This window comes from Pseudomonas laurylsulfatiphila, from assembly GCF_002934665.1.
Classification (GTDB): Bacteria; Pseudomonadota; Gammaproteobacteria; order Pseudomonadales; family Pseudomonadaceae; genus Aquipseudomonas; species Aquipseudomonas laurylsulfatiphila.
The window spans coordinates 51,195-75,145 of sequence record NZ_NIRS01000001.1 but is presented as its reverse complement, the minus strand read 5'-3'; the positions used below and the strand labels follow the sequence as shown (position 1 = coordinate 75,145).

Genomic DNA, 23,951 nt, shown 5'->3' with positions numbered 1-23,951 from the left:
GAAGGTAACTATCATTCGGAATGATATAAGGCTCAAGCCAGCCCTCTAGACTGCGCCTTGCGTCTGCTCGCCATCAACTGGATTGATGACAATTGTGTGTTGCATTGGATGCAATAGTTCGACTCGAAACCGAGTGACTCCTTGGCGTCATGAAGGATTCTGACGATCACGTCGTCGTTTGCTACACGGCAGAGCATGGCCTAGCGCAACGGGCGAAAGACAATGGGGTCGATGTAAGCCGATTGCAGGTCCCGCTCCGGGATCTCCCAGATGATTTGCTTTGGCGGCGTTTCTTTGAAGGCCGGGTTGTTCAGGTAGCTGTTTGCAGCGCCAGAGAACGCTCCGCCGTCTTTGGCGAAGTTACCCACGGGGGCGCCCAGTGCCTGCTGCAGAAACCCTGCGAAGTTGGAGTTGCGCGAGAATGAAGTGCCGATGAGCGCGGTGTTGGGGAGGTCGGCATCGCCAAAGAGGTCTGCCTCAGTGTCGGGGCTGGTGACTGATGCAACGGGAAGTTCGTGGGTGCTGGTTTGGGCGACCATTTCGGGGGCGGGCTGCCATTTGAGCGGCAGCCCGTCGATGCCCGCCAGATGGACCAGATCGCCAGGCCGCACCGCGAGCGGGGCATGACTTTCGTTGAACGACCTGCGTGGCGTTGCGCTGATGCCCAGGGTCTTCAGGCGTTGTGTGATGGCATTGGCCGCCGCCTTCGCGCCGAATTCGCTCCAGTGCGTATCGGTGCGCAACCAGGCGCTGGCCCCCAGTGGCGTCAGCGCAGCGGTGAGGTCCAGATTCGACACGCCGCCCGCATCCAGCTTCGAGGTCCAGGCCTGGATGCGCCCTTCGTGAGCAGTTGGGCGGTGCAGTGCGCAACGCTGCTCGGAAGCGATGCGGCTCTTGTCTGGAACGATGACCACCAGCAGTTTGATGCCACGTTGAGAGAGCTGCTGCTTCAGGTCAATCACGGCCTGGGCTTTGGCATCGGCATTGCGCTGCGCTTGATGATTGACCTTGAGCTCATCAGCCAAAAACAACCAGCCAGGACAACCTGAGCGAACCCTCGGCCCGGTGTCACTCAGGAGCAGCCAGCTGACACCGCGCTCCAGCTCGGCGAAGGTCGTGGGCAGTTGAGCGTTCGACAGTTCCTTGGCGATCCGGTGAGTGATATCGCCGTCAAGAATCTGCGAGGTCAGCACTGTACCGGGTAACAGCGAGATCTGCCCTGAAACGATCAGACCGCCAGAGGACAGCAGTCCGACGAACAGGAATGTCAGCAGCGCCAAGCCTGCCAACCGACTGCTGCGTGTCGCCAGATCATCTGGTTGAGTGGAGGGCGGGGTGTGCTTTGGGGTCGTCATCAGAATTGAAAGTACAGGAAGGGTACGGTTTCGCGACTGGCGATCAGTGCGAACGACAGCATGAAACCGGCGATGGGCCAAAGGGCGGCGGCGTAAAACGCAATACCGCCCAGTTGTTTCTCACAGTAAGGGCGCAGCAGCGGTGCGATGACACCGACCACACCCAGCAAACCCGCAAGGCCGTGTACCGGGCGCAGGGTTGCGGACAGTTCATCACCGAGGGCGATGCCCTGCAGGCCGAACTGTCCGGCATACAGGTTCAGCGCGCTATGAAAGTCGGGGGCGCGGAACAGTGTCCAGGCCAGGCAGACGAACAACAATGTCAGTCCATGGGACAGCACCGGCGGTACAGAGGGCAGGGTGGAACGGCTCCAGGCACGATCAACGCATAACGCGAGGCCATGGGCGCAGCCCCACAGCAGAAAATTCCAGCTGTCGCCACCGTGCCATAGGCCGGCAATGGCCATGGTCAGGAACAGGTTGCGGTAGGTTTTCCAGGTGCCGTTGCGATTGCCGCCCAGCGAAATATACAGATAGTCGCGTAACCAGCTGGACAGCGACAGATGCCAGCGTCGCCAGAAGTCCTGGATGCTGTTGGCCAGATACGGACGGTCGAAGTTCTCGGGAAAGTGAAAGCCCAGCATCAGCCCCAGACCAATGGCCATGGCACTGTAGCCGGCGAAGTCGAAGAACAGTTGCAGGGAGTAGGCAAGGCAGCCGATCCAGGCATCAGAGAAACTTGGGTTCTGCACGTTGAATGCCACGTCAACCACCGGCGACAGGGTGTCGGCCACCAGGACCTTCATGCTCATCCCGACCATGAACCGGCGTGCGCCCAGCGAGAAATTCTGCAGGTTGAAGTAACGCTGATTCAGCTCACGCCGAACCCAGTCATAGCGAATGATGGGGCCTGCGACCGAATGGCCGAACATCGAAATATAGGTGGCGTAGTTAATGAAGCTGCGTTCAACCGGCACGGTACGGCGATGCACATCCACCAGATAGGAAATCGCCTGCAAGACAATAAACGACAGCCCGGCCGGCATGATGACCCGCTGCCAGTCCGGGGGCAGGACGCCGTACCCGATGATGGTATCGATCAACGTGCCGGCAACGATGTTGGCGTACTTGTACCAGCACAGCACCGCCGTGTTGAGCACGATCAGCGTCGCGAGTAGCCGCACGCGGCCTTTGCCTTCTTCCCGCAAGGCGTCTATCAGCAGGCCACCGGTCCACGCCGTGATCGTCAGGATCACATGCACCGCGAGGAACCGTGGGCTCAACCAGCCATAGAACAGCCAGCTGCCGATCAGTAACGTGACGTTGCGCCACGCCGCTGGGCACACTGCATAGGCGCACAGGAACAGCGGCAGGAACAACGTCAGAAACTCTAGAGAGGCAAAAACCATGGTGGTGGCGCGATCCGGATCAGTGGGCCAGGACGTCAGTCGCTAGCAGCAGGTACGGGCCATTTTCGCCCGGCAGTAGCACAACGCTGTAGCGCTCGCCGGCCTTGAGCTGGCCCAGGTCAAGCGGGGCACCGACGTTGGTTTGGGCGCAGACCAATTGAACCGACAGGCTGACCGGGTTGATCGCTCGGCGTTGTACGCTACCGTCGGCCACTTCCTTGAACAGGTCGGCGTTTTTTCCCGCAGCGCGCAAACCGGCCTGGGTGCATGCTGGATCGGCGCTGAAAAACGCCAGCGAGGCTCTCAGGCTATTGAAGTCGTCGGGTTGCTCACGGATGACGACCTGGCGGATACCTTGAGCGCTGTCCGGCAGTGCGATCACGCTGGCGAATTCGCCTGCCGCCACCTGGATGTCCAGCGGCTGGCTTTTGCCGTTGAGTTCCAGGGTGCCCTTGATCGGCTGGTTGGCGGGCACGGGCAGGTAGTCGGACACGGCATTCGAACCCTCGAGCCTGAGGCTGGCCCGCGAGCCTTCGGCCAGCAGCTGCAAGGGGCGGTCGGCGGCGTTGATAAAGCGCAGGAAGGCCGAGTCCTGATCCGGGCCCGTCGGGTACAGGGCAATGTCGGCGGCCTGGGCGTGCAGGCTCAGCATCAAGGGCGCGAACAGCGCCCAGCCACATGCGGATCGGCTCATTTGCCGGCTCCTGTGCTGCTGACGGTATCGGCGGGCAGTTTGGCCAACGCACCACCAATCGCATTGCCCCAGGATTGATAACCGGCGACGGTAAAGTGCTGCCCATCGGTGGTGATCCACTGCCCGGGTTTGGAGAACGCCAGCGAATCGATGTAGGTACAAGGCGCCACGTTCGCGGCCAAAAACTGCGACATCAATTGGGTGCGGGCATCATTTTTCTGGTACATGCCACCGGCTTTACCCCAGGCCGGGCCTACCCAGGCGCAACGGGTCCCGGTGGCCGCAATGGCCTTGGCCAGGCCGGTGACGCTTTGCCATGCCCAAGCCTTTGGAAACACTGGCTTGTCATAGGACGCCATGGTGTCGCCGATGACCAGCACCACCAGGTCGGGCTTGTCAGCGGCGATCAGGTCCTGGATCGGTGTGGTGGTTGCCTCGCGCCCCTTGATCACGATCTTGTCGTTGCCTTTGCGCTCGGCGCCGCAGTCGACTTTTTTACTGATCAGCCAGTCGCCGGCGCTGGCGCCGCAGGCACCGATGGAGTGGACCTGGGCGCCTTGGCGCGTCAGGTTGTCGTGCAGCGGCTCCAGCAAATGGTCCGCGAGGCTCATGTGGCTCTCCCCAAGAACAAGAAGAGTCAGGCCGGCAAGGGCAGAAGTGGGCATCGAAAGCTCCAGAATGATCAGTTGGAATAAGGCGAGGTGTACGGGCTGACCGGCAGGTTCATGGGGCCGCTGATCTCCTCGAACTGGTAGCGCAAGGACAGGGCAGCGCTGAGTTGTTGGTAGTCGCGGGCGTTGTCCAGGCCCAGGTTGGCGCCCAGCAGGAAGTTCGAAGCGACCTTGTATTCAGCCGCCGCGGCGACGCTGTAGCCGATCCCGGTTTTGTTTTGCCCTTCGTAGCGCAATCCCGAGGCCGCCTGCAGGGCTTTGTCGTTCGGGAAATAGTCGACGCTGTCCTGCTCGAAATGCTGCACGCCGACCGAGCCCTTGACTTGATACGTCAAGCGCCCGGTGCGTTGTGCCCAGGTCACCGGTACGCCCAGGGCGAAGAACGTCTGCGGGCTGAAATAGCCGCCGTGGCCGTAGGTGAAAAAGTCCTGGTTGTTGGCGTAGCTGATGCCGGTCATGCTCAGGCCGACGGTCAGCTTGCTGTCCGTTGCATTTTGCAGGTACCAGTACACACCGCTGCCCAGCTCACTGCGGTTGTTGGACTCGACATGGTTGCCCAATAGCTGGTGCCAGGAGGCGTAGCCATAGGCGCCGACTTCGTTGTCGTCAAAGCTCAACTGGCCACGTCCGCCGTTGGCGGTCACACCCCCCCAGGACTGCCCGCTGCGTTTGTCCGTGGTGCCGGCAAACGAGGTGACGCTGTCCGTCACCGGGCGTCGGGAAACGCTCACGCCGTAGCGGACATTGGAGGTGTCGCTCACGGGGCGATCAATGCTGATGCCGCCCGTCGCGGTGGAGTACTTGAAGCCAAGCGGGGTGGTGCCAAGATCGGCTTTGAGCCCGTCAGCAGGCCGTTGAATGGCAATGGAAAGGCCAACACCCTCGGTTTTTTGCGAACCGGCATTGCCGCTCTGCGCACCGTTACCGAAACGCGACAGCGCTTCGCTGCTGACGCTGCCGGCGTTCAGCGAGACGGGCGTCACGCGCAGAGCGATGCGGCTTTCATCCAACGGAATATTGATTTCCAGCGGTGTTTCAATATCGGTCAGTTTGCTCAACCCCGACTCACTGTTGTTGCTGCGAATGCTCACGCCCTGGGTGACGTAGGCGCTGCGCTCTTGAAGGATTTTATTCAGCGCCAGTTGCGCGGGGCTGATGTCCTCGCTCGCCAGTGCTGCGCGCGGCTGTTGCGACTCGAATGGATTGCTCGCTTGCTGCGGTTTTGGCGAAGCGCCGATGACAAAAGAGGTGTGGGACGTCATGCGACCTGGCATCTCTTTTACCGGTGGCGGAATGGCTGCCAGCAAGGTGTCGCGACTGACTTCGTTACGTGAGCCCGACACCCCGGCAAAAGGGTTGGGCGCCACAGTCGAACCTGCCAGTTGGGCGCCCTGGCTTCTGCGTTTCTCGCTCTGTTCAATGGCCACGGCCTTGCGCAGCAGATCGGTCGCTGTGCCGGTCTTGCCCATGTTCTGGTAGAGGCGGGCAGCCTCTGTCAGCGTTTGAGGATTGCCGGATTCAGTCTTGAGTAGCTGTTGCAATGCCTGTTCGGCAAAGGCCGCGTCATGTGCCAACACCGCCGCGTCGGCGGCACCCAACAGCAGTTGCGGGTCGTTTGGCTGACGTTGTAACAGCGGTTTGTAGAGCTCGAGGGCTTTTGCCGTGTCGCGGTTGGCCGAGTACATCCGCGCCAGGGCCGCGACGGCAGCACTGTCACCGGGACGTTGCGCCAGTGCAGGCGCCAACGTGTCATAGGCGTTGGCCAGATCGCCTCGCTCACGCAACTGATCAGCCTGGCGGATGCGATAGAGATAGAGCAGGTCGTCGAAACGCTTGCGAGCCGGCGCGTTCAAGGGCCTGTTCTGAAGGTCGCGCAGAATCTCGTTGACCTGTGCGTCTTCTCCGGATTTAAGCAACACAGCGGCGTATTGCAGGATGAAGTCCGCCGAGGGCGCAGCGGTGATTTGCAACTGGCCGCGCATGAGGGCCAGCGCACGGGTCGGTTCGCCGATGTCGACATAGGCCGAGGCCAGGCTCGCCGTGCGGTCTGGACTGTTGTTGGTCATCGGTTGAATGCGCTCGAGCAAGGTCAGGGCTTCCTGGCGCTGTCCGCGCTTGCCCAATTCGATCACCTGGCTGAGTTGCAGGTTGAAGCTGACGTCGACGGCCAGCGCTTCCATGTCCGGGGTGCGCTGGTCGGGGCGCAAGCGTCCTAACGTTGTCTGGGCGGCTTTCCACTCACCCATCTGCACCGACAACAAAGCGCTGACGTAAAGCGCATCGGCATTGTTGGGGTGGGCCTGGAGCATGGCGTTGATCAGGTCCCGCGCCTTTTGCGGTTCGCCCATCGCCAGGTTCAGGCGGGCCAGGGCGAAACGCGTCCAGATGTTGTCCGGTTCGTAGCGCAGCGCGTCTTGCAAGGCGCTGCGCGCAGCGGGCAGGTCGTTGCGTTGTTCGGCGAGGGCGGCCAGTTGCGTCGCGCGCAAGGCTTGCAGGCGTGCGGACTGGCCGATCTTGGTCTGTCCGGTGGCTGGCAGGCTGTTGATCAGTTGCAGGGCTTCATCGTTCTTGCCGCTCTTGAGCAGCACATTGACCAGCCCTTCCAGTGCTTGAGGGTCGTCGCGGCGCAGGTTCAACGTTTGGCGATAGTTACGCTGGGCGTCATCGAGCTGGCCCGCGCCGGCCTGAATGTCTGCCAGGGCGAGGCGGGCGTCCGCCCCGTTTGGATTGAGCTGCAGCGCCTGGTTTACCAGGACCTGTGCCTGGCCTGCCTGGCCTTTGGCCTGGACGTCGCGGGCCTGTTGCAATGCCGACCAGTAGCGCACTTCGTTCAGCGCGGCTTGCCAATGGCTGCCATCGCGTTGTCGCGTGGCCTGACCCAGGAGCTTTTCCGCTTCGGCCAGTCGGTGTTGTTGCTGGCGGATAACCCCAAGGCCACCCAGCGCGTCAGCATCATCGGGCCGGGTGTTCAAACGCGCTTGAAACGCCTGTTCGGCGGTGACCTGATCACCTTCTTTGAGCGCCTTCAGGCCGCGCGCGACGTCGGCGGGCGGTTGCCATTCCTTGCCGGCCGTCGTTGCTGCCTGTTGCTTGCCCTTGTTCATCTGCGCCCGGATTTCGCCATCATCCGGATGCGTCTTGAGGTACGTCTCGAACAACGGTATTTGTGCGAGATTGGGTGGACCGATCCAGGTCAGCGCCAGGCGCCAGCTTTCATCGGCATCACCGGCAATGTCGGTACGCTGGGTCAGCGCGGCCAACGCGCGGATGCCCTCGGCACGGCTGTCTTCACGGCGGATCAGATGCTTGGCGTAAAACAGCGCGACGATCGAATCGTTGGGCATTTCACGTTGCAGCCGCTCAAAGCCGCTGCGTGCTTCAGCCCAGTCAGCCTGATTGAAGGCGAGGTTGTTGTAATACTCGCGGCCAATCGTACCTTGAGGTGGACGGCCATCGAACAGCGAACGAAACACCGTGGTCGCCTTGTCGCGCTCACCGGCATCGACCAGGCGCCGAGCCTCCTCCAGACGCTGCTGGTTCTGCGGCTGGGCCAGGGCGATGTCCTGTGCCAATTGCAGTGCCTGCCGAGGCGGAGGCTGGATGGCCTGCAAGCGGGCGAGATTTTGCTGCGCCTGTTGTGAGTCGCCCTGTTGCACGCCAATCAGGCCCAGGCCATACAGTGCGTCAACCTGGACCGGGTCCAGCAGCAGGACTTTTTGCCAGACCTCCGCAGCGCGTTGAGGGTTCTTGCGCGACTGCCAGTACTGGCCTTGTTCGACGAGCAATGTCTGTGGCGTCGGACTTTGAGCGTGGGCAGCAGCCGTCCATGCGCTCATGACGGCGATGGCTAGCGTGCGGTGGTGCGCGTGCATGCGGTCTCCCAGGAGAGTTTCAGCGTTCCGTCTTCCCGGAATCGATAATGGTTATCTGCCCAGCCGAGCGCGAAAAGGCTGAGCATGAAGTTGTAGTAACGCGGCGGACCTGCGTCGGCATCAGGCCTGGCCAGCGCCTCGCGCAAGGCGAGTTCCGCGCGGTGCCGTTGCTGATCGGCCAAACGGGGGTGCCCCTTGGCCTGGAGGTACGGAATCAGCGCAGCCCGGAATCCGAAAGGGCTCTGACCCTGAACACTGCCGTGCAGAACCTGAACCGTTTCCGGGGGGGAACCTGTCGCGACAGTGTTGCGGGCCATGCCGTCCAGCCGTTTGAGCAGGAGCGCTGCCAGCGGTTCGGAGGTATCACTCATGCCCAGCCAGAGGTACACGCGAATGGCATCGTAGCTGCCCGTGTCACCGTTGATCGGGTCGCTGACGAAGACTCCCGATTGCGCTGAAGTGCCTTGATAACCGACCCAGTCAGCGACAAAACCGTGGTGGCTTGATTGGGCAATCATCGTCGCGGTGTTGTTGGCAATCGCTTGCCAGGGCCCGGCGGGGGCTTCCTTGGCCAGCCGCCGTAACAGTGGCAGCGGCAGGTAGCTGGGGTTCAGGCGCCAGAGAGCGTCCGGCTTGACGAAACCTTGTGGTCCGGGCAATACCATCGGGCCCAGTCCGGGCAGTTTGACGACCAATTGCGCTTCGATCGTCGCCATCAGGTGCCGGGCGTCCTGGCGATAGTCCGGCCGATGCCACAGGCGTGCGGCTTCGAGCAGGGCGTAGGCGATCCACAGGTCGGCGTCGGCGGCCGAATTGGCGTCTTGCAGGCGCCACTGACCGTCCTTGCCTTGCCCCCATAACCAGCCCGGCAGGCGCGTGGCGGTGGCGGAGCCTGCGAGGTTGGCTGATGTCCAGCGCCAGAGTTTGTCAAAGCGTGGCTGATCGTTGCCGATCAGTGCGAAGAGCATGCCGTAGGCCTGCCCTTCAGAGGTGCTGTGATTGTTCTTAAGGCTCGATTCCAGAACCCGGCCATCGGCCTGGACGAAGCGCGTTGCATAGCTTTGCCACAGTGGCCAGGCCGGCGGCTCGCAAGATTGTGCGGCCGCTATCGCCGGCGCCAGCAGGGCGAGCGCAAGCACAGCGCTCAACCTGCGCGCGTTACCGCGCAGGCACTGGCGAAGTGAAACACCCCGGCTGCTCATGGACGTCACAGGCATGCGCGGTTCATTGGCCAAGACGACGTTTAGCCCGTAAGCGCAGGCTCAGATAGGCCATTGAAGCAAGCAGCAGGACCCCGAGGAGAGTGAACAGCATGAACGCTATTACGTTTTGCGAGAGGTACCACTGCAGATAGCGCAATGGGCCCAGGCTCCCGACGTAGTAATCCTGTTCGGCGACCAGCGATTCGACATGCTTGCCCCTGACCACCACCAGACTGCCCTGCAACTCGTGGGCGTTTTCTTCGTTGCGCAGCAAGGCGTTGGTCACATCGGCCAAGCCGTTAGGCCTTGCGCTGGCGATAAACACCACGCTGCGCCCACTCTTGAGTGGCGATTCGAATCCGGTCAGATAAGCACTGCCGTCGTCAGCGGTAAACCTGAAGCTGCTGCGCGCTTCGCGCAGATTGACTTTCGTATCCGGGCTGACCCAGTTGCGCAGACGCAAGGGCAGGTCAGACAGTTCAAAGTACTGCGCAGCATCCTCGTCCTTGGCCGGCAGAAGGCTTTGCCATTGCTCCAGCAACGGCTGATTGTTGCCCGAAGCAAGCACCAGCAAATCCCGGTCGCGTTGCTCGGCCACCTGGTCGGCGTGGACCACCTTCACGCCGGTGGCCGGATAACCGGTGGAGTCGCCGAAGCGGCCCAGCAGGGTCAGATAGGCGCTCAGTTCGGCCGGGCCTGGCTCGTTGGGCAGGATCACCGATGTTTCGGAAAGGTCGGCCATGCGGGTGAACGGGAAGCCACTGTCCTTGAACACCCCGAGGTTGGGCATGGCCATGAAATGTTCGTATTGGCTGAGGTCCAGGGTCGAATCCGGGTCGATCACACCGCGCATGTTGTCGATGATGATGTCGCGGCATTCGCCCTGTTTGATGTAGTCATACATGAAACGAAATTGCAGGCGCGATTGCAGCGCGACTGAATTGAGCGGCAACAGCATGCGCGATGTGCGGGCCAGACTGTCGTCGGTTTTGAGCATCGACAGCAGGCTGTCGCTGTTGCCGAGCTTCTCGATCGAAGGCAGGTCGATCGACTTGATAAAGGTATCGTTGAAACTGATCAGCAACGAGGAATTGGTGGAGACCGGTTGCGGCGTATAGCGGTATTTGAGGTCTAGTTGCGCGCCGGGCTCACGCCAGTTGAACAGGTCGGGTGGCAAGCGCAGCGCAACCGTCATTTGTCCCGGGTTATAACCCGACACATTGAGTTCAGCGGGCTTGGCCAGTTCACCCAGACGAACCGGGCGATCGGAGGGCAGCCAGTTAGGCGCGTCGTACGGTCGGCGTGGCTTGAGCGAGTCGATCCGGTCGATCACCACGCTCTGCCCGGAAAAGGCCGAGCCACCGAGGGCCAGCGCGGTCGCGGCGACCTTGAGATCGGCGCCATCGCGCCCGGAGACGATCAACAGTTTGCCCTGAGCATCATTCGGGTTACTCATGAGGGTCAATGTCGGCCCCGTGGCCTCTTTGATCGGTAAGCCACTCAGGGTCGTTGATTCGTTGCCGCTGACAAACACCACGGCGTTGCCTTTGGCCGGCAGGCTGGTGAGGCTGGCGGGGAAGGTTGCGCCGCGGTAGCTGGCCAAGGCGCCAAACCAGGACGACAGAATACCGGCGGCCTCAAGCTCAGGGCCGCCCGGGCGCCCGGCGAACACGAAGGGCAGCTTCAGGGGCGAGGCGTCTCGACGATCGAACAAGGGACGCGGCAGCGCGGACAGATCGTTGGGCTGTTGAATCGAGGACACCTGGAGGCTCAGTTGGCTCTCGTTGCCGATCCTGGCCCAAAGGCTTGAGTGCAACGGATCTTCACATTGCATCGTGTAGTGACCGATGAACTGCAGGCTGAGCCGGTTGAACTCGGTAATGGTCTGCGGTGGAATCTGCACGGTCCGGGTCTGCAGTTTGCCGGCCTCCTCCTTCGGGAGGGGCAGGCTGGCGGCCACTTGATCGTTGATCAGCACGTTGATTTGCGAAAGATCGGCGAGCAGCGCCGGTGAGTAGCTGTACTGCAGTGTGACCTGCGCAGCCGTGACGACTTCATCGGCGCGCACATCGAAATTCACACTGTCGGTCGCCTCCACGCCTTTAAGGGTCATCGAATAGCTTTTACCCAGCTCCTTGAGGGTGCGGGTATAACTGTTGCCCGGGGCATCGGTCCCGGGCAACGACGCGGCCGGCATCACCGCCGGCTCTGTGGCGCTGATGTGGGCGGCAGCACTCAACGCCCAGCTGCTCCAGCCCGCTAGCGAGCAGGCGATCAGCATGAGTGAGTGACGAGGAAGAAAGGTCCGGCGAGTGGAAGGGTTCAAGATCGTTGCGTGTCCGCGGTGGAGTCTATAGGTGATGGAGCGTCCGGGCGTTTGCGCAGCAGCGCCTGGCTGTCCTTTAGCGTTGCAACGAACAGGCGCAGGATCGCGCGTAAGCCAATGCCGCTGACCTCGCGCAACGCCGACATGGGTGCATCGAGGCGGCCGTTCCCCCAGGTGTTGGCCCAAGTGTCGGCCCGTGAAAAGGTCAGTCGTACCAGTTCACTTTGCTGGCGCAGGGTCAAACCCTCGAATTGCACACCCGCCACGTTGTCGTTGCTGAAGATCGTTTTTGCGGGAAAGAGGCTTGAGGGAGGTGTGCGCAGAATGCAGAGCCGCAGCGTCTCATTGACGCTGAGCTGAACCTGCGGTGGCAGAGCCAGACCCACGCCGTTTTGTGAGAAGTCCCGGGTGATGCAATCAAACGAGGTGCCGTCTTCGCGATAGACCCGCACAGGCAGATCCGCCGGCACTCTGGGTTCGTTGCGTACCTGAGAGGACTCAGTGGCCACCGCCACGGCGGTGCTGACAATGATGATGTTGTACAGGGTCCAGGCCAGGTTGATCAGCAGGGTAGTGGCCTGGGCCGAATCACTCCCGATCAGTTTCACCACGCCAATCACCAGGCCGATGATGTTCAAGGTCAGCAGGACGATGTAAGGCCGCGCGAGCTTCCAGTTGAAATAGTCATCCTCGATGGTGCCGCCCTTGTCGGTCACGTTGAACTTACCCAGCGAAGGGTTGATCAGGGCCAACAGTACCGGTCGCATGATGTACCAGGCCAACACCGACTCATACACTTCGTTCCAGAAGGAATGGCGGAAGCGCCCCTGGATCGCGGAGTTGGTCAGGCTGGAATGGAAAATATGCGGCAGCACATAAACCGTGACCATCAGCGCCGACGCATGGAAAATCTGCGCGTCAAAAAACAGGTAGGCCAAGGGTGCGGTCAAGAACACCAGGCGAGGCAGGCTGTAGAAAAAGTGCATCATGGCGTTGAGGTAGCAGATGCGCTGCCCCAGGTTCAGTCCTTTGCCAAACAACGGATTGTCGGTCCGAAAAATCTGCGCCATGCCCCGCGCCCAGCGTATGCGCTGGCTGATGTGCCGGGAAAGGCTTTCGGTGGCCAGTCCCGCCGCTTGTGGAATGGCGAGGTAAGCAGTATTGAAACCACGGCGGTTGAGCTTGAGTGCCGTGTGCGCATCTTCCGTCACGGTTTCGGTGGCGATGCCTCCGACTTCCAGCAAGTGAGTCCGCCGGATGACCGCGCAGGACCCGCAAAAGAATGCCGCGTTCCACAGGTCATTGCCGTCCTGCACCAGACCGTAGAACAGCTCACCTTCATTGGGCACCGAGCGAAAGGTCTCGAGGTTTTTTTCGAACGGATCGGGTGAATAGAAGAAGTGCGGCGTTTGCAGCAACGCCAGGTTCGGGTCCTTGAAAAACCAGCCCATCGTGATCTGCAGGAAGGAGCGGGTAGGCACGTGGTCGGCGTCGAATATGGCAATGAACTCGCCATCGGTGACTTTGAGTGCCTCGTTGAGGTTGCCGGCCTTGGCATGTTGATTGTTGTCGCGAGTGATGTAGTTGACACCAATCTGCTGACAGAAAACCTTGAATTCCTCCCGGCGTCCGTCATCGAGCACGTGCACCCGCAGTTTGCCCTCGGGCCAGTCGATGGCCTGAGCGGCGAGCACCACCAGTTTGACGATACCCAATGCTTCGTTATAGGTGGGAATGAAGACATCCACGGTCGGCCATTCAGCGGGTGGCTGTTGCAGAAACTGCGGTTTGCGGTGCAGCGGCCAGGCGGTCTGTACATAACCGAAGACCAGGACGAGCAAGGCATACAGTTCGGCCAGCACCAGCCCGTAGCCAAATACGGCATCCTGCCAGTTGTCGAAGCCCAGGGTGTCGGACAGGCGCCAGTACATATAACGCAACGAAGCGATTAGCGAGAGGGTGATCAGGGTCAGGATCGCCAGTCGCCCGGCTTGCTTGCGAATGATCAGGCTGGCGGCAAAACAGACAGCGGCAAACACGGCCTGGGAATACAGATTCTGCGGCGCAGTGAGGATACCCAGCACCAATAATGCTGCGATCAGCCCGGCCGAGATCTTCAGGCCCTGGCGCCAAATCAGGGGCCATCGACTGACGCGAGCCTGGAAAGTATCCAGTAGCCCCTGCAACCACCAAGTCTTTGCAGGCGGCTGATTCAGCTGGACGGTCATGGCGTGTCCTGCTGGCTGGAATTCTCCGAGAAAAGCAGGGCATGGACCGCGCCTGATAGCGAAAGAATGTCCTGACAGCCAATGCTCTGAGGTGCGTATTGCAGTAAGTCCCGACCATGGGCCAGCGACTCGTTGAACTGGTGATCGAGGCGAATCGTCCCAATCAGGTTGGCGCCGAGCCGCCGCAGAAACAGCACGCCCATGTCCCTGCTGAACGAACGCGAGTCATCCCGTTGGTTGAGCACATACCGTTGCCGCTGCGCGCGTCGTCGGCTGGTTTCCAGCCAGTGGGTCATGCTGTCCAGCGCCAGGTAGGAGGCCGCGTCGGCCACCGTCATCACCAGCACCAGATCGGCGGCGTCGAGTGCCTGTTGCGAATAGACGGTCTCACCCGAAGGAGTGTCCAGGATCACGGTATCGTTTTCGCTGAGGTTCATTGACGCAAGGTGCTGATTCAACCAGTCAGAATCTTCAAGCATCATCTGCTTGAGCAATCGGCGATCGTTCACCTCGCCAGTGCCGAAGGGCAGGCATTCGCTATCGCCAAAGCCTGGCAGGCGATGAGCGCCCCAGTCTGCGTCCTGTTCCTTGAGCTGAATCAGCCCGGGAGCCTGGCGGGTGATACCCAAGTGGCTGGACAGCGCGTTCTGAGGGTCCAGATCAATCGCGATGGTTCGCCCGCCGGGGCGCCGAAGTGTTTTCGCGAGACCTGCAACGATGGTGCTTCTACCCACGCCACCATTCGCCGAAACGATAGCAATGACCTTCGCCTTGGTCCGCTTGCGAGTCGTTTCTGACAGAGCGTCTCGACGAACCTGGCTGAGTTCACGCAACAGGTCGCTCAATCGCTGACGGTCACCCGTAGCAGAACTCGCAGGGGGCTCGGTCGGGGAAGGGGATTTGGGCGAAGGTAGCGAGAGGACAACATTCTTCACCGGCTCGTCCGGCACGCCAATCAACAAGGAAGGCTGTGGCTCGTCCAGCAGAAACACAGGGGGTGTCGGGGAAGGCAATGCCGCCGACGACTCTGGCTCAGCCACAGTTGGTGTAACCGGGTCGTCTTTGAAATCTTTATAATTCGGTTGTATTTCCTGGTAACTCTCCGCGTTGGCGCCAAAACGTGTAAAGAGTTTCGTAATATCGTCTACATATTTCATGCGTTGTACCAGGAATGAAATAACTCAGAACTCAGGATTCAGAACTCAGCATTCCATTAACTTGACAAAGTTGATGCGTCGTCTTGGTGTTGGCAGAGTGCCGGCAATTTAGGGTGTCTGCGTCTGGGTGTCAACGATTGTTATAAAAAGTCATTGATACTTGTTTGTGCTCGCCAGAGCGTTATTAAGGTACTGTGTTATCCGTGGAAAGTGTGAGTGTTAGAGTGCGCCCATTAGTTACTCTACTTGCAGATTCCACGCGCACTTGGACACTCATTCCACAAACACCGGGACGGAGATTCTTCGCTGATAGCCCCCGCGCTCAGGCAATAGCTCCCTTTACACAGCTCTGGCATGTAGAAAGTGAGTATCGAGAATCGGATCCTGCATTCTCCGCCTTTGTTCGCTGTGTTATTTGCTGTTTTGGAAATGAAGGCGATTGGGAACAAGACAACTCGGGAGAAGAAACGCCCTCATGGTTTTCCTTTTCTATATTGAAAAAGTTTATCCGGACGCTGGGCAGCACCTGGTCGATCTATTTTTATCCGGCCTTTACACGCAATGGGTATAGATAAAAGAAACACCCACCCTTTTCCTTGATCACCCCTGATGGCACGTTTGTGAAGGTTCCGAAGTATGGTAGGGCCTGAGTCGGCAAGGGCACGCTATGTTTCGTCTTACTTAACCTGGCAAGTCCGGGCCTGCCAGGTCCGCTCGACAACCTTATTCAAAGACTGTCCGGATCGCCGAAGAACATCTGAATCCGCGAGCGCAACCAGCGTTCCCCCGGATCATTATCCTGCGACCCGCGCCACGCCATGTGCAACTCAAAGCTGCGCACCGGCAACGGCGGATCCTCCGCGCGAACACCGCCCGCGGCAGTCAGCGCGTCGGCCGTGTAGTCCGGCACGGTTGCGACGATGTCAGTGCCGGCCAGCAGGGTACTCAAGCCATTGAACTGCGGTACCGCGAGCACCACATGGCGTTTGCGCCCGAGCTTTTCCAGTTCTTCATCTATAAAGCCGCTGAGGTCGCCGGCGAACGACACCAGTGCATGGGGGCGCGCGCAGTAATCATCCAGGCTCAATGGCCCCGGCACGGTGTCGGCGCGCAACAGCTTGGGCTGGCTGCGGCGCAGTACCTTGCGCTTGGCGTTGGCCGGCAGGTCGGTGGTGTAGCTGACGCCGATGGAGATCTCACCGGAGGCCAGCAACCCCGGCATCAGGATGTAGTTGACCCGACGTACCACCAGCACGATCCCCGGCGATTCGGCGCGCAGGCGCTTGAGCAGCATGGGCAGCAAGGCGAATTCGACGTCGTCCGAAAGGCCGATGCGGAACACCGCGGTACTTGTGGCAGGATCGAACTCGGCCGCTCGGCTGACCGCGGTGGAAATCGAATCCAGTGCCGGCGAGAGCAGGGCGAAGATCTCGATCGCCCGGGCGGACGGCTCCATGCTGCGGCCGGTACGCACAAACAAAGGGTCATCGAACAACCCGCGCAGGCGCGAGAGCGCCGCACTGATGGCCGGCTGGCCGAGGAACAGTTTTTCCGCAGCACGGGTCACGCTGCGTTCGTGCATCAATGTTTCAAAAACGATCAACAGGTTCAGGTCGACACGACGCAGGTCATTACGATTCATCTGGAGTCCTGGCAGAGTCAGCAAACTTGACGTGGGCGGCCATATGAGAACAATGGCCAGCAGGAATATTACGGGGAAAGGCTGGTACTCTGCACCGGGTAATTCAGATTTCCTGCAAAGGTGGCTTCGGTTCTTGCGGCATTTGACAATGTCGCCGCCCCTGCGGAATCAATGACAGGCATGTCGACTATTAATACCCACTGATAGTGTTGGGTTGAAAGCCCAGCTAGAGTTCAAGGCATTAGAGGTTCAATTGGCGAGGTTTGCGATGTCCCGCACGATCCGTTTTCACAAGTTTGGTCCAGCCGAGGTGCTCAAATGCGAAGAGCATGCGGCGGCTCTGCCTGCACCGGGCGAAGTGCAGGTGCGCGTCGAGGCCATTGGCATCAGTTGGTATGACACTCTCTGGCGCCAGAACCTGGCGTCGTCCCGCGCCCGTCTGCCTTCCGGCCTTGGCCAGGAAATGGCCGGTGTCGTCACGGCTGTCGGTGAGGGTGTGGATGACCTGGCGATAGGTGACAAGGTCGCCAGTTTCCCGGCCCAAAGCCCGAACGACTATCCGGTCTACGGAGAGCTGATTGTCCTGCCGCGCTCGTCGCTGACCCGTTACCCGGACGTACTGAGCCCGATCGAGGCCAGCGTGCATTACACGCCGCTGTTGGTCGCCTATTTTGCTTATGCCGACCTGGCACGGGTCAAGCCCGGGCAATTCGCCCTGGTGACCGACGCCAGCCATTGCGCCGGACCTTCGTTCGTGCAACTGGGCAAGGCCTTGGGTGTTCGAGTGATTGCCGCAACCAAGTCAGCAGAAGAGCGTGAGTATCTGTTGTCGCTGGGCGCCGAGAAAGTCATCGTTACCGAGGAAGAAGATCTGCTGATACGGATCAACAAGATCACCGATAACCGCGGTGTGGATGTGGTCTTCGATGGTTTGGGCGGTCCTCAGATGTCGTTGCTGGGCGATGTGCTGGCGCCTCGCGGCAGCCTGGTGCTGTACGGCCTGCAAGGTGGCAACCAGACGCCATTCCCGGCCTGCGCGGCGTTCCAGAAGAACATTCAGTTCTTCGTGCACTGCATCGGCAACTTCACCGGCAAGCCGGAACTGGGCATCATCCAGGACCAGGTCGCACTGCAACGTGCCTTGCGCGACATCAACCAGTTGACCGCTGACCGCGTGCTGCTGCCGCTCAAGACTCGGGTCTTCCCGTTTGCCGAGGTGGTCGAAGCACACCGCTACATGGACGAATGCCCTTGTCGCGAGCGGGTCGCCCTGCAGGTCGAACCGGCGTAGCACTTAGCCCAAGAGCCGACGCAAAAGCCCCCCAAGAGTCCGTGTCCACACGGACTCTTTCGTTTGTGCCCCCCAAACCCGTCGATCCGCAGGCCGGTCCAGCAACTGAACTGGTTTTTGCCCGTAATCTGTAGCTTCTAATCAGCCACTAAGCCCTGATAATTGAATGATTACTTTCATCTCAAGGAATGAGTCATGGCTGGGTGTCAGGCTGAAGCTTTTCGATGTGCGCCCTCGGTGCACACCTCCGATTTAGTTAGTTGTTGTGTAGTTACCAAAAAGACAGCAACAACTTCTTTCCTTATTTCTTGTGTTAAGTGTCTGTGGGACTCTGTCGGACGCTTCCTAGGACTCCGCCTCCAATCGAGAAAACCCTTGCCAGCCGGGCGCTACAGTCTTGTCTTCGGTGTGCGAAAGAAGGGTTGTTACGATCGTTTCAAATGATTTCCAGAAAATTCAATTGCTAGCATTTGGCAATAAAGTCGATGACTCCATTCGTGCAGACAGTCCAGCGGAATGTGCTGTCCGCGCGATATTGAACTTACGAGTACCAGGTAAATAAAGATGACCAGCATCCATGACCAAGCGATGAACTATGTCTATCAACAAGTGCTGCAGCGATTGCTGGGTTTCTTCTCCCGTGCCGAGCGCACGGCATTGCAGTTGTTGATTCAGCGTCTGGCAGTGGCGGCGGGGGGCATGGAGCGTATAGGTGATTACAAGGTGTTGGCAGTCCAGTCCGGGGCTCGCGACAACTGCTACAGCCTGGCGCTGTTGCGTGCGGCGCAATTGACCATCGCCACTCGGTCCCCGGCGACATTCCAGTTGCGCATCGCATCGTTGCGGTTGAACGGGACCAGCCGGGCAGCCGTGGAAAACATGCACCGGACCAACAGCGCGTTGTTTGTCTATGACGATCCGCGGGTCGAAGTGCTGATGGTCGATGATCGGGAGGTCCTGCCGTTCAATCATCTGGAACCGATCTCAGACGCCGGCCGCGAGTCCAGCCGCGTGAACCTGCTGCTGATCGGCCATCGCCGGGAGTGGCACGGCGGGTTCGACCTGTGGGATGACGGATACCTGGCCACGGGAGAGTTCTACGGGCAAATCGCCCGCTGGGACGGTGGCGTCGACGCTTTGCTCATCAGTGACACGCCGCGTCAGCAGAAACAGTTCATCGACGGTTTGACGCGTGCCGCCACCAAGGCAGGGCTCAAGCCCCCGCACGGTGGCGAGGCCGGCCATGGGGGGTTGTTTGCATTGCTCGATGAGCTGGGCAGCGACTGTTATAAGGCGTTCTATGCCGATGACGGCCAAGCTCGATGGCGTCCTGAAGAGCGCTTTGAAACCTGCCGTCGTACTACCTGCATCGAGATTCACGACCTGCTGGTCAGCAGCCTGGAAGAGCGCTGGTCATTGCTGACTGAGTTTCTCGGCTTCCAGCCTGACGAACTGTCCGCGCAGATCAGCGACAATGAATTCGTCAGCGCGTCGATCTCGGCGCATGTGCGTGGGTTGCAAGCGAGCTTCGTGCAGGGTCGCGATTACCAGTCAGGCGTTGCGCAATTCCTGCAACGCGCCCTGGTGATGATGCGCCGCAAGCGCTTGCCCGAGCGTTTGTGCGAGCAGGCCATCGAGGTGTTCGGCAACCCGGCGACACTGGGCGACCAGCGTGCCCGCGCGGCGGCCGAGGCGCAAAAGACCCTGGGCCTGAGCGAAGCACAGCTGGTGTGCCTGCTTTTTGCGCCGTTTACCGAAGAAGGTGCGGGGCTTGAGCGATTTTTGCGTCAGTGCCATCCGGGCATGCTGGTGGCCATGCCCGAATTGCACCGGGCCATGCAGGGGCATCCGGTCGCCGAACAAGTCATGCAATGGATGATTGATGTCAGCGGATTGCCCGTCAGCCTGATCGGCCGGCTTTATCGCATGGAGCGGGCGCCAGGCAGCGATGGCGGGGCGCCCGAAGCGCTGATCCAGGGCGCCGCGTTGCAAGAGGCGGCGGGCGATCCTGACACCGGCAACACGTTGGTGGATGAATGGTCAGCGGGTCACTGAGGGTGGGCGGACTATCAGCCAGTGCGGTCGGCCTTCAGCCATGAAAGGTCCACGAGAAACGGATTTCGCCTATCAGGCCGTTTATCGATATCTGGGCAGCCTGATAAATGAGTCCGAAGGGGATTCACGCATCCGCCTGCCGTCGCTGCGGCAGCTGGCGGAGCGCCTCAATGTGTCGATCTCGACCATTCAGTACGCCTTACCACTTCGCGCTGTCAACGACTATGTCAATGCCAGGCGTCCGGGGATGCTGGTCCTGAGCGCCGATGAACCGGCGTTGCTGCAGCCCCTCGACAGCCCCTTGTTGCTGCTGGAGCGAGAGTTGCTGCGCCAGTATCCAAGGCAGCCGCAGTCGCCTTCGCAACCCTGCGGCGAGCTTGAGCTGCGCACCGCCCTGGCAGCACGCTACACCACGTCTCCCATGCGTTACTGGCACGCCGATGATGTCTACATCGGCGCCGACCTTCGCGGTGTCCTGGAAATCCTCATCGCGGTGCTGGGCTTGAAAGACGCCACGGTAGTGGTTGAATCGCCGTGTGACTGGACGGTCCTGCGTTTGTTTCAAGCCGCCTGCGTGCGGGTGATCGAGTGGCCTGTGCAAGCCGATGGTTGCCTCGATCCGCAACGCCTGAAAACGTTGCTGGAGACTGAGCCGGTACGCCTGGTGCTGCTGTCATCGGCCCTGAACATGCCCCGTGGCAGCCTGGCGCCTGAGGAAAACAGGCAGGTCATTGCCCGGCTGTTGGCCGCGCATGACAGTTGGGTGCTGGAAAACGACTGCTATGGCGAGCTCGGATTCGACCCGGGCGGCGTGCGCTTTCGCGACTTGCTGGACCCTGAGCGGCTGATGGTGTTTTCCGCGTTCGAGAAAATCATTGGACCGGAAGCGCCCTACGGCTACCTGCTTTCAAGGCACTTGAGCACCGAGTTGCAACGGCACTTCCTGCTGCGTTCGTTTCGACTGTCGCCGATTCGCCAGAAAGCCATCGCCCGTTTGTACAGCAGTGGCCGCATCGATCAACACCTGCTGGTGCTGCGACGGCTACTCAAGGAGCGCAAGAGTCAAATGACCCAGTTGTTGCAGGAGCGACTGGGAGATGCCTTGCATTTCGTCGAGCCAGAAGGCGGTGCAACGATCTGGGTGCGCTCGTTGCGCCGGGTCAATGTCCGTCGTGTGTTCCAGCGCCTGCTGGCGCAACAGGTGGTCATCGCGCCAGGCGAACTGTTCAGCCTCCACGGTCTGCATGGGCAGCATTTGCGCCTGAGTCATACCTTCGGCGGCGATCACAACCTGGCGGCCGCGCTGGGACTGCTGGGGGATGCACTGCGCCTGGAATCGATCGAGTGAGTGACAAAAAATAACAACTTCACTGTGTTGGATCGATCCCATCGCGTTGCGGTCAAACTGCCAGTAAACTGCGACTCAATCCCTGAACCACTCTATTCCAGAGGTTTTGCATGACACTCAGTCCTTTTGCGGGTAAACCGGCACCGGCAGAATTGTTGGTCGACATCCCGCGACTGGTAACGGCCTATTACACCGGCCAGCCTGATGCCGCCATTTCGACCCAGCGCGTTGCCTTCGGCACGTCGGGGCACCGCGGTAGCTCGTTCGACCTGAGTTTCAACGAATGGCACGTGCTGGCGATCAGCCAGGCCATTTGCCTGTATCGCGAAGCTCAGGGCATCGATGGCCCGCTGTTTGTCGGTATCGACACCCACGCGCTGTCCACGCCGGCCGGTGCCAGCGCCCTTGAAGTGCTGGCGGCCAACGGCGTGACCGTGATGATCGCCACTGGCGACGAGTACACGCCGACGCCGGCCATTTCCCATGCGATTCTCTGCTACAACCGTGGTCGCACCAGCGGCCTGGCGGACGGCATCGTCATCACGCCGTCGCACAACCCGCCACAAAGCGGTGGCTACAAGTACAACCCCACCAACGGTGGTCCGGCCGATACCCACATCACCAAGTGGATCGAAGCCAAGGCCAACGAATTGCTGGCCAACAAGCTCGCTGGGGTCAAGCGCATCAGCTACGAGCAGGCACTGAAGGCCAGCACCACCCATCGTCACGATTACCTCAACACCTATGTCGCCGACCTGATCAACGTGATCGACTTCGACGCCATCCGTGATGCCAAACTGCGCCTGGGTGTCGATCCGCTGGGTGGAGCAGGGGTGCGCTACTGGTCGGCGATTGCCGAGCATTACCGTCTGGACCTGGATGTGGTGAACAAACAGGTCGACCCGACTTTCCGCTTCATGACCGTCGACTGGGACGGCCAGATCCGCATGGACCCATCGTCCAGCCACGCCATGCAAGGCCTGATCGGCCTGAAAGAGCGCTTCGACGTGGCGTTTGCCTGCGACCCTGACCATGACCGCCATGGCATCGTCACGCCGTCCGGTGGTTTGCTGGCACCGAACAACTACCTCGCCGTTGCCATCGACTACCTGTTCCAGAATCGTCCGCAATGGCGCGCCGATGCTGCCGTGGGCAAAACCGTGGTCAGCAGCGGCTTGATCGATCGCGTGGCCAAGCGCCTGGGCCGTCGCCTGTACGAAGTGCCGGTCGGCTTCAAGTGGTTTGCCGACGGGCTGTTCGATGGCTCCCTGGGGTTCGGCGGTGAAGAAAGCGCCGGTGCCTCGTTCCTGCGCAAGGACGGCGGCGTCTGGAGCACCGACAAGGACGGTTTGATTCCGGCCCTGCTGGCCGCCGAGATGACGGCCCGGACCGGTCGCGATCCAAGCCAGGCGTACCGTGCCTTGACCGATGAACTGGGTGAACCGTTCTCGGTACGGGTCGACGCCAAGGCCAACCCGGAGCAGAAGGCCCTGCTGAGCAAGCTGTCGCCGCAACAGGTCACTTCGACCCAACTGGCCGGCGAGCCGATCCAGAGCATCCTCAGCCACGCACCGGGCAACGACCAGGCCATTGGTGGTCTCAAGGTCATGACCGAAAACGGCTGGTTCGCGGCGCGTCCGTCGGGCACGGAAGACATCTACAAGATCTACGCCGAGAGCTTTGTCAGCGACGACCACCTCAAGCAACTGGTGGCCGAGGCGCAAACGTTGGTGGATGGTGCCATTTCTTTGTAGGAGCGAGCCTGCTCGCGATGGTCGTCAACGATAACGCTGGCAGCCTGACACCCCGCGGTATCCTCGGGTTTTTCGCGAGCAGGCTCGCTCCTACATTGGACCGCATTCCCCATGTAGGAGCTGGCTTGCCAGCGAAGACATTTGAACAGGCACCCAAAAAAGGGGCGACCAATACGGTCGCCCCTTTTTTTTTGCAATTGCGCTCAGCGAATCAAGCCAGGTCCACCAACACGATCTCACTGTCCTCGATGGCAGTCACACGCAGCACCTGCTCATCGGCCACCGCAACACCGTCTCGAGCTTGTGCGCGCAAGCCATTGACTTCAATGACCCCGGTGGCCGGGACCAGGTAGGCACGACGACCGCTGTCCAAATGGTATTCAGCCGTTTCACCGGCCTTCAGATTGGCGGCCACCAGCCGGGCATCGGCGCGGATGCGCAGGCTCTGCTCGTCGCCTTCCTTGCCGCTGGCCAGGGTGACAAAACCTTCGCGGTCGCCTTTCGGGAACGGTTTGGCGCCCCAGGACGGCGCCAGGCCGGTCTCATTCGGGATGATCCAGATCTGGAAAATCCGGGTCGGCGTCGCTTCCAGGTTGTACTCGCTGTGGGCGATCCCGGTACCGGCGCTCATGACCTGTACGTCACCCGCTTCGGTCCGGCCCTTGTTGCCCAGGTTGTCCTGGTGGGTAATGGCGCCTTCACGGACATAGGTGATGATTTCCATGTCCCGGTGCGGGTGTTGCGGGAAGCCGGTGCCGGGAGCGATCACGTCGTCATTCCAGACCCGCAGGTTGCCCCAGTTCATGCGCTGTGGATCGTAGTATTCGGCGAACGAAAAATGGTGATGCGCATCCAACCAGCCGTGGTGAGCACCGCCAAGCGTTTTGAAAGGTCTGAGTTCAAGCATGATCGTCTCCAGAAAAGGTTCGTCATGGGGCGAGGCGCCT

The 23,951-nt window shown here is 60.5% G+C and carries 15 protein-coding genes; 4 read left to right on the top strand and 11 right to left on the bottom strand.

What is annotated here, in order from left to right:
• Positions 1 to 200: 200 nt before the first annotated feature.
• From CD175_RS00295 to CD175_RS00250, 10 genes are all read right to left on the bottom strand, one after another.
• Positions 201 to 1,355 (bottom strand): alginate O-acetyltransferase AlgX-related protein, encoded by a 1,155-nt coding sequence (locus CD175_RS00295; protein ID WP_104447186.1) that lies wholly within the window; start codon positions 1,353 to 1,355, stop codon positions 201 to 203.
• Entirely contained in the window at positions 1,355 to 2,764 is a 1,410-nt protein-coding gene (locus tag CD175_RS00290) for an MBOAT family O-acyltransferase (protein ID WP_104447185.1), read from the bottom strand. The genes CD175_RS00295 and CD175_RS00290 overlap by 1 nt, the downstream gene beginning before the upstream one ends.
• A 19-nt stretch (positions 2,765 to 2,783) precedes the next feature.
• Positions 2,784 to 3,458 carry an alginate O-acetyltransferase AlgF gene (locus CD175_RS00285; protein ID WP_104447184.1) on the bottom strand — a complete coding sequence of 225 codons (675 nt, stop codon included), beginning with the start codon at positions 3,456 to 3,458 and terminating at the stop codon, positions 2,784 to 2,786.
• On the bottom strand, positions 3,455 to 4,123 hold the full coding sequence (locus CD175_RS00280; protein WP_104447183.1) for an SGNH/GDSL hydrolase family protein: 669 nt from the start codon (positions 4,121 to 4,123) through the stop codon (positions 3,455 to 3,457). Before CD175_RS00280 ends, CD175_RS00285 begins: the two co-directional genes overlap by 4 nt.
• A 17-nt stretch (positions 4,124 to 4,140) precedes the next feature.
• Positions 4,141 to 8,001, bottom strand: coding sequence for a cellulose biosynthesis protein BcsC (locus CD175_RS00275; protein ID WP_104447182.1), 3,861 nt, complete (start codon positions 7,999 to 8,001; stop codon positions 4,141 to 4,143).
• On the bottom strand, positions 7,977 to 9,218 hold the full coding sequence (gene bcsZ, locus CD175_RS00270) for a cellulose synthase complex periplasmic endoglucanase BcsZ (protein WP_104447181.1): 1,242 nt from the start codon (positions 9,216 to 9,218) through the stop codon (positions 7,977 to 7,979). The genes CD175_RS00275 and bcsZ overlap by 25 nt, the downstream gene beginning before the upstream one ends.
• A 7-nt stretch (positions 9,219 to 9,225) precedes the next feature.
• Positions 9,226 to 11,484: a cellulose biosynthesis cyclic di-GMP-binding regulatory protein BcsB gene (bcsB, locus tag CD175_RS00265; protein ID WP_104447180.1), complete on the bottom strand. Its 2,259-nt coding sequence runs from the start codon at positions 11,482 to 11,484 to the stop codon at positions 9,226 to 9,228.
• Positions 11,485 to 11,525: 41 nt separating this feature from the next.
• Positions 11,526 to 13,757 (bottom strand): UDP-forming cellulose synthase catalytic subunit, encoded by a 2,232-nt coding sequence (gene bcsA, locus CD175_RS00260; protein ID WP_104447179.1) that lies wholly within the window; start codon positions 13,755 to 13,757, stop codon positions 11,526 to 11,528.
• Complete coding sequence (gene bcsQ / locus CD175_RS00255; protein ID WP_104447178.1) at positions 13,754 to 14,914, bottom strand: cellulose biosynthesis protein BcsQ; 1,161 nt, start codon at positions 14,912 to 14,914, stop codon at positions 13,754 to 13,756. Before bcsQ ends, bcsA begins: the two co-directional genes overlap by 4 nt.
• 727 nt (positions 14,915 to 15,641) lie before the next feature.
• Complete coding sequence (locus CD175_RS00250) at positions 15,642 to 16,556, bottom strand: LysR family transcriptional regulator (RefSeq protein WP_053160139.1); 915 nt, start codon at positions 16,554 to 16,556, stop codon at positions 15,642 to 15,644.
• A gap of 268 nt (positions 16,557 to 16,824) precedes the next feature.
• Here CD175_RS00250 and CD175_RS00245 point away from each other — a divergent pair, with 268 nt between their 5' ends.
• From CD175_RS00245 to pgm, 4 genes are all read left to right on the top strand, one after another.
• On the top strand, positions 16,825 to 17,847 hold the full coding sequence (locus CD175_RS00245; protein ID WP_104447177.1) for a zinc-dependent alcohol dehydrogenase family protein: 1,023 nt from the start codon (positions 16,825 to 16,827) through the stop codon (positions 17,845 to 17,847).
• Positions 17,848 to 18,411: 564 nt separating this feature from the next.
• Entirely contained in the window at positions 18,412 to 19,902 is a 1,491-nt protein-coding gene (locus CD175_RS00240) for a hypothetical protein (protein ID WP_104447176.1), read from the top strand.
• 40 nt (positions 19,903 to 19,942) lie between these two features.
• Positions 19,943 to 21,250: an aminotransferase class I/II-fold pyridoxal phosphate-dependent enzyme gene (locus tag CD175_RS00235; RefSeq protein WP_104447175.1), complete on the top strand. Its 1,308-nt coding sequence runs from the start codon at positions 19,943 to 19,945 to the stop codon at positions 21,248 to 21,250.
• Between the two features lie 110 nt (positions 21,251 to 21,360).
• The gene (gene pgm / locus CD175_RS00230; RefSeq protein WP_104447174.1) at positions 21,361 to 23,004 is read left to right on the top strand and encodes a phosphoglucomutase (alpha-D-glucose-1,6-bisphosphate-dependent); all 1,644 of its coding nucleotides are present in this window, start codon (positions 21,361 to 21,363) and stop codon (positions 23,002 to 23,004) included.
• A 211-nt stretch (positions 23,005 to 23,215) separates the two neighbouring features.
• On the opposite strand, the gene CD175_RS00225 is transcribed toward pgm, so the two are convergent.
• Positions 23,216 to 23,911 carry a pirin family protein gene (locus CD175_RS00225; RefSeq protein ID WP_104447173.1) on the bottom strand — a complete coding sequence of 232 codons (696 nt, stop codon included), beginning with the start codon at positions 23,909 to 23,911 and terminating at the stop codon, positions 23,216 to 23,218.
• Positions 23,912 to 23,951 lie beyond the last annotated feature (40 nt).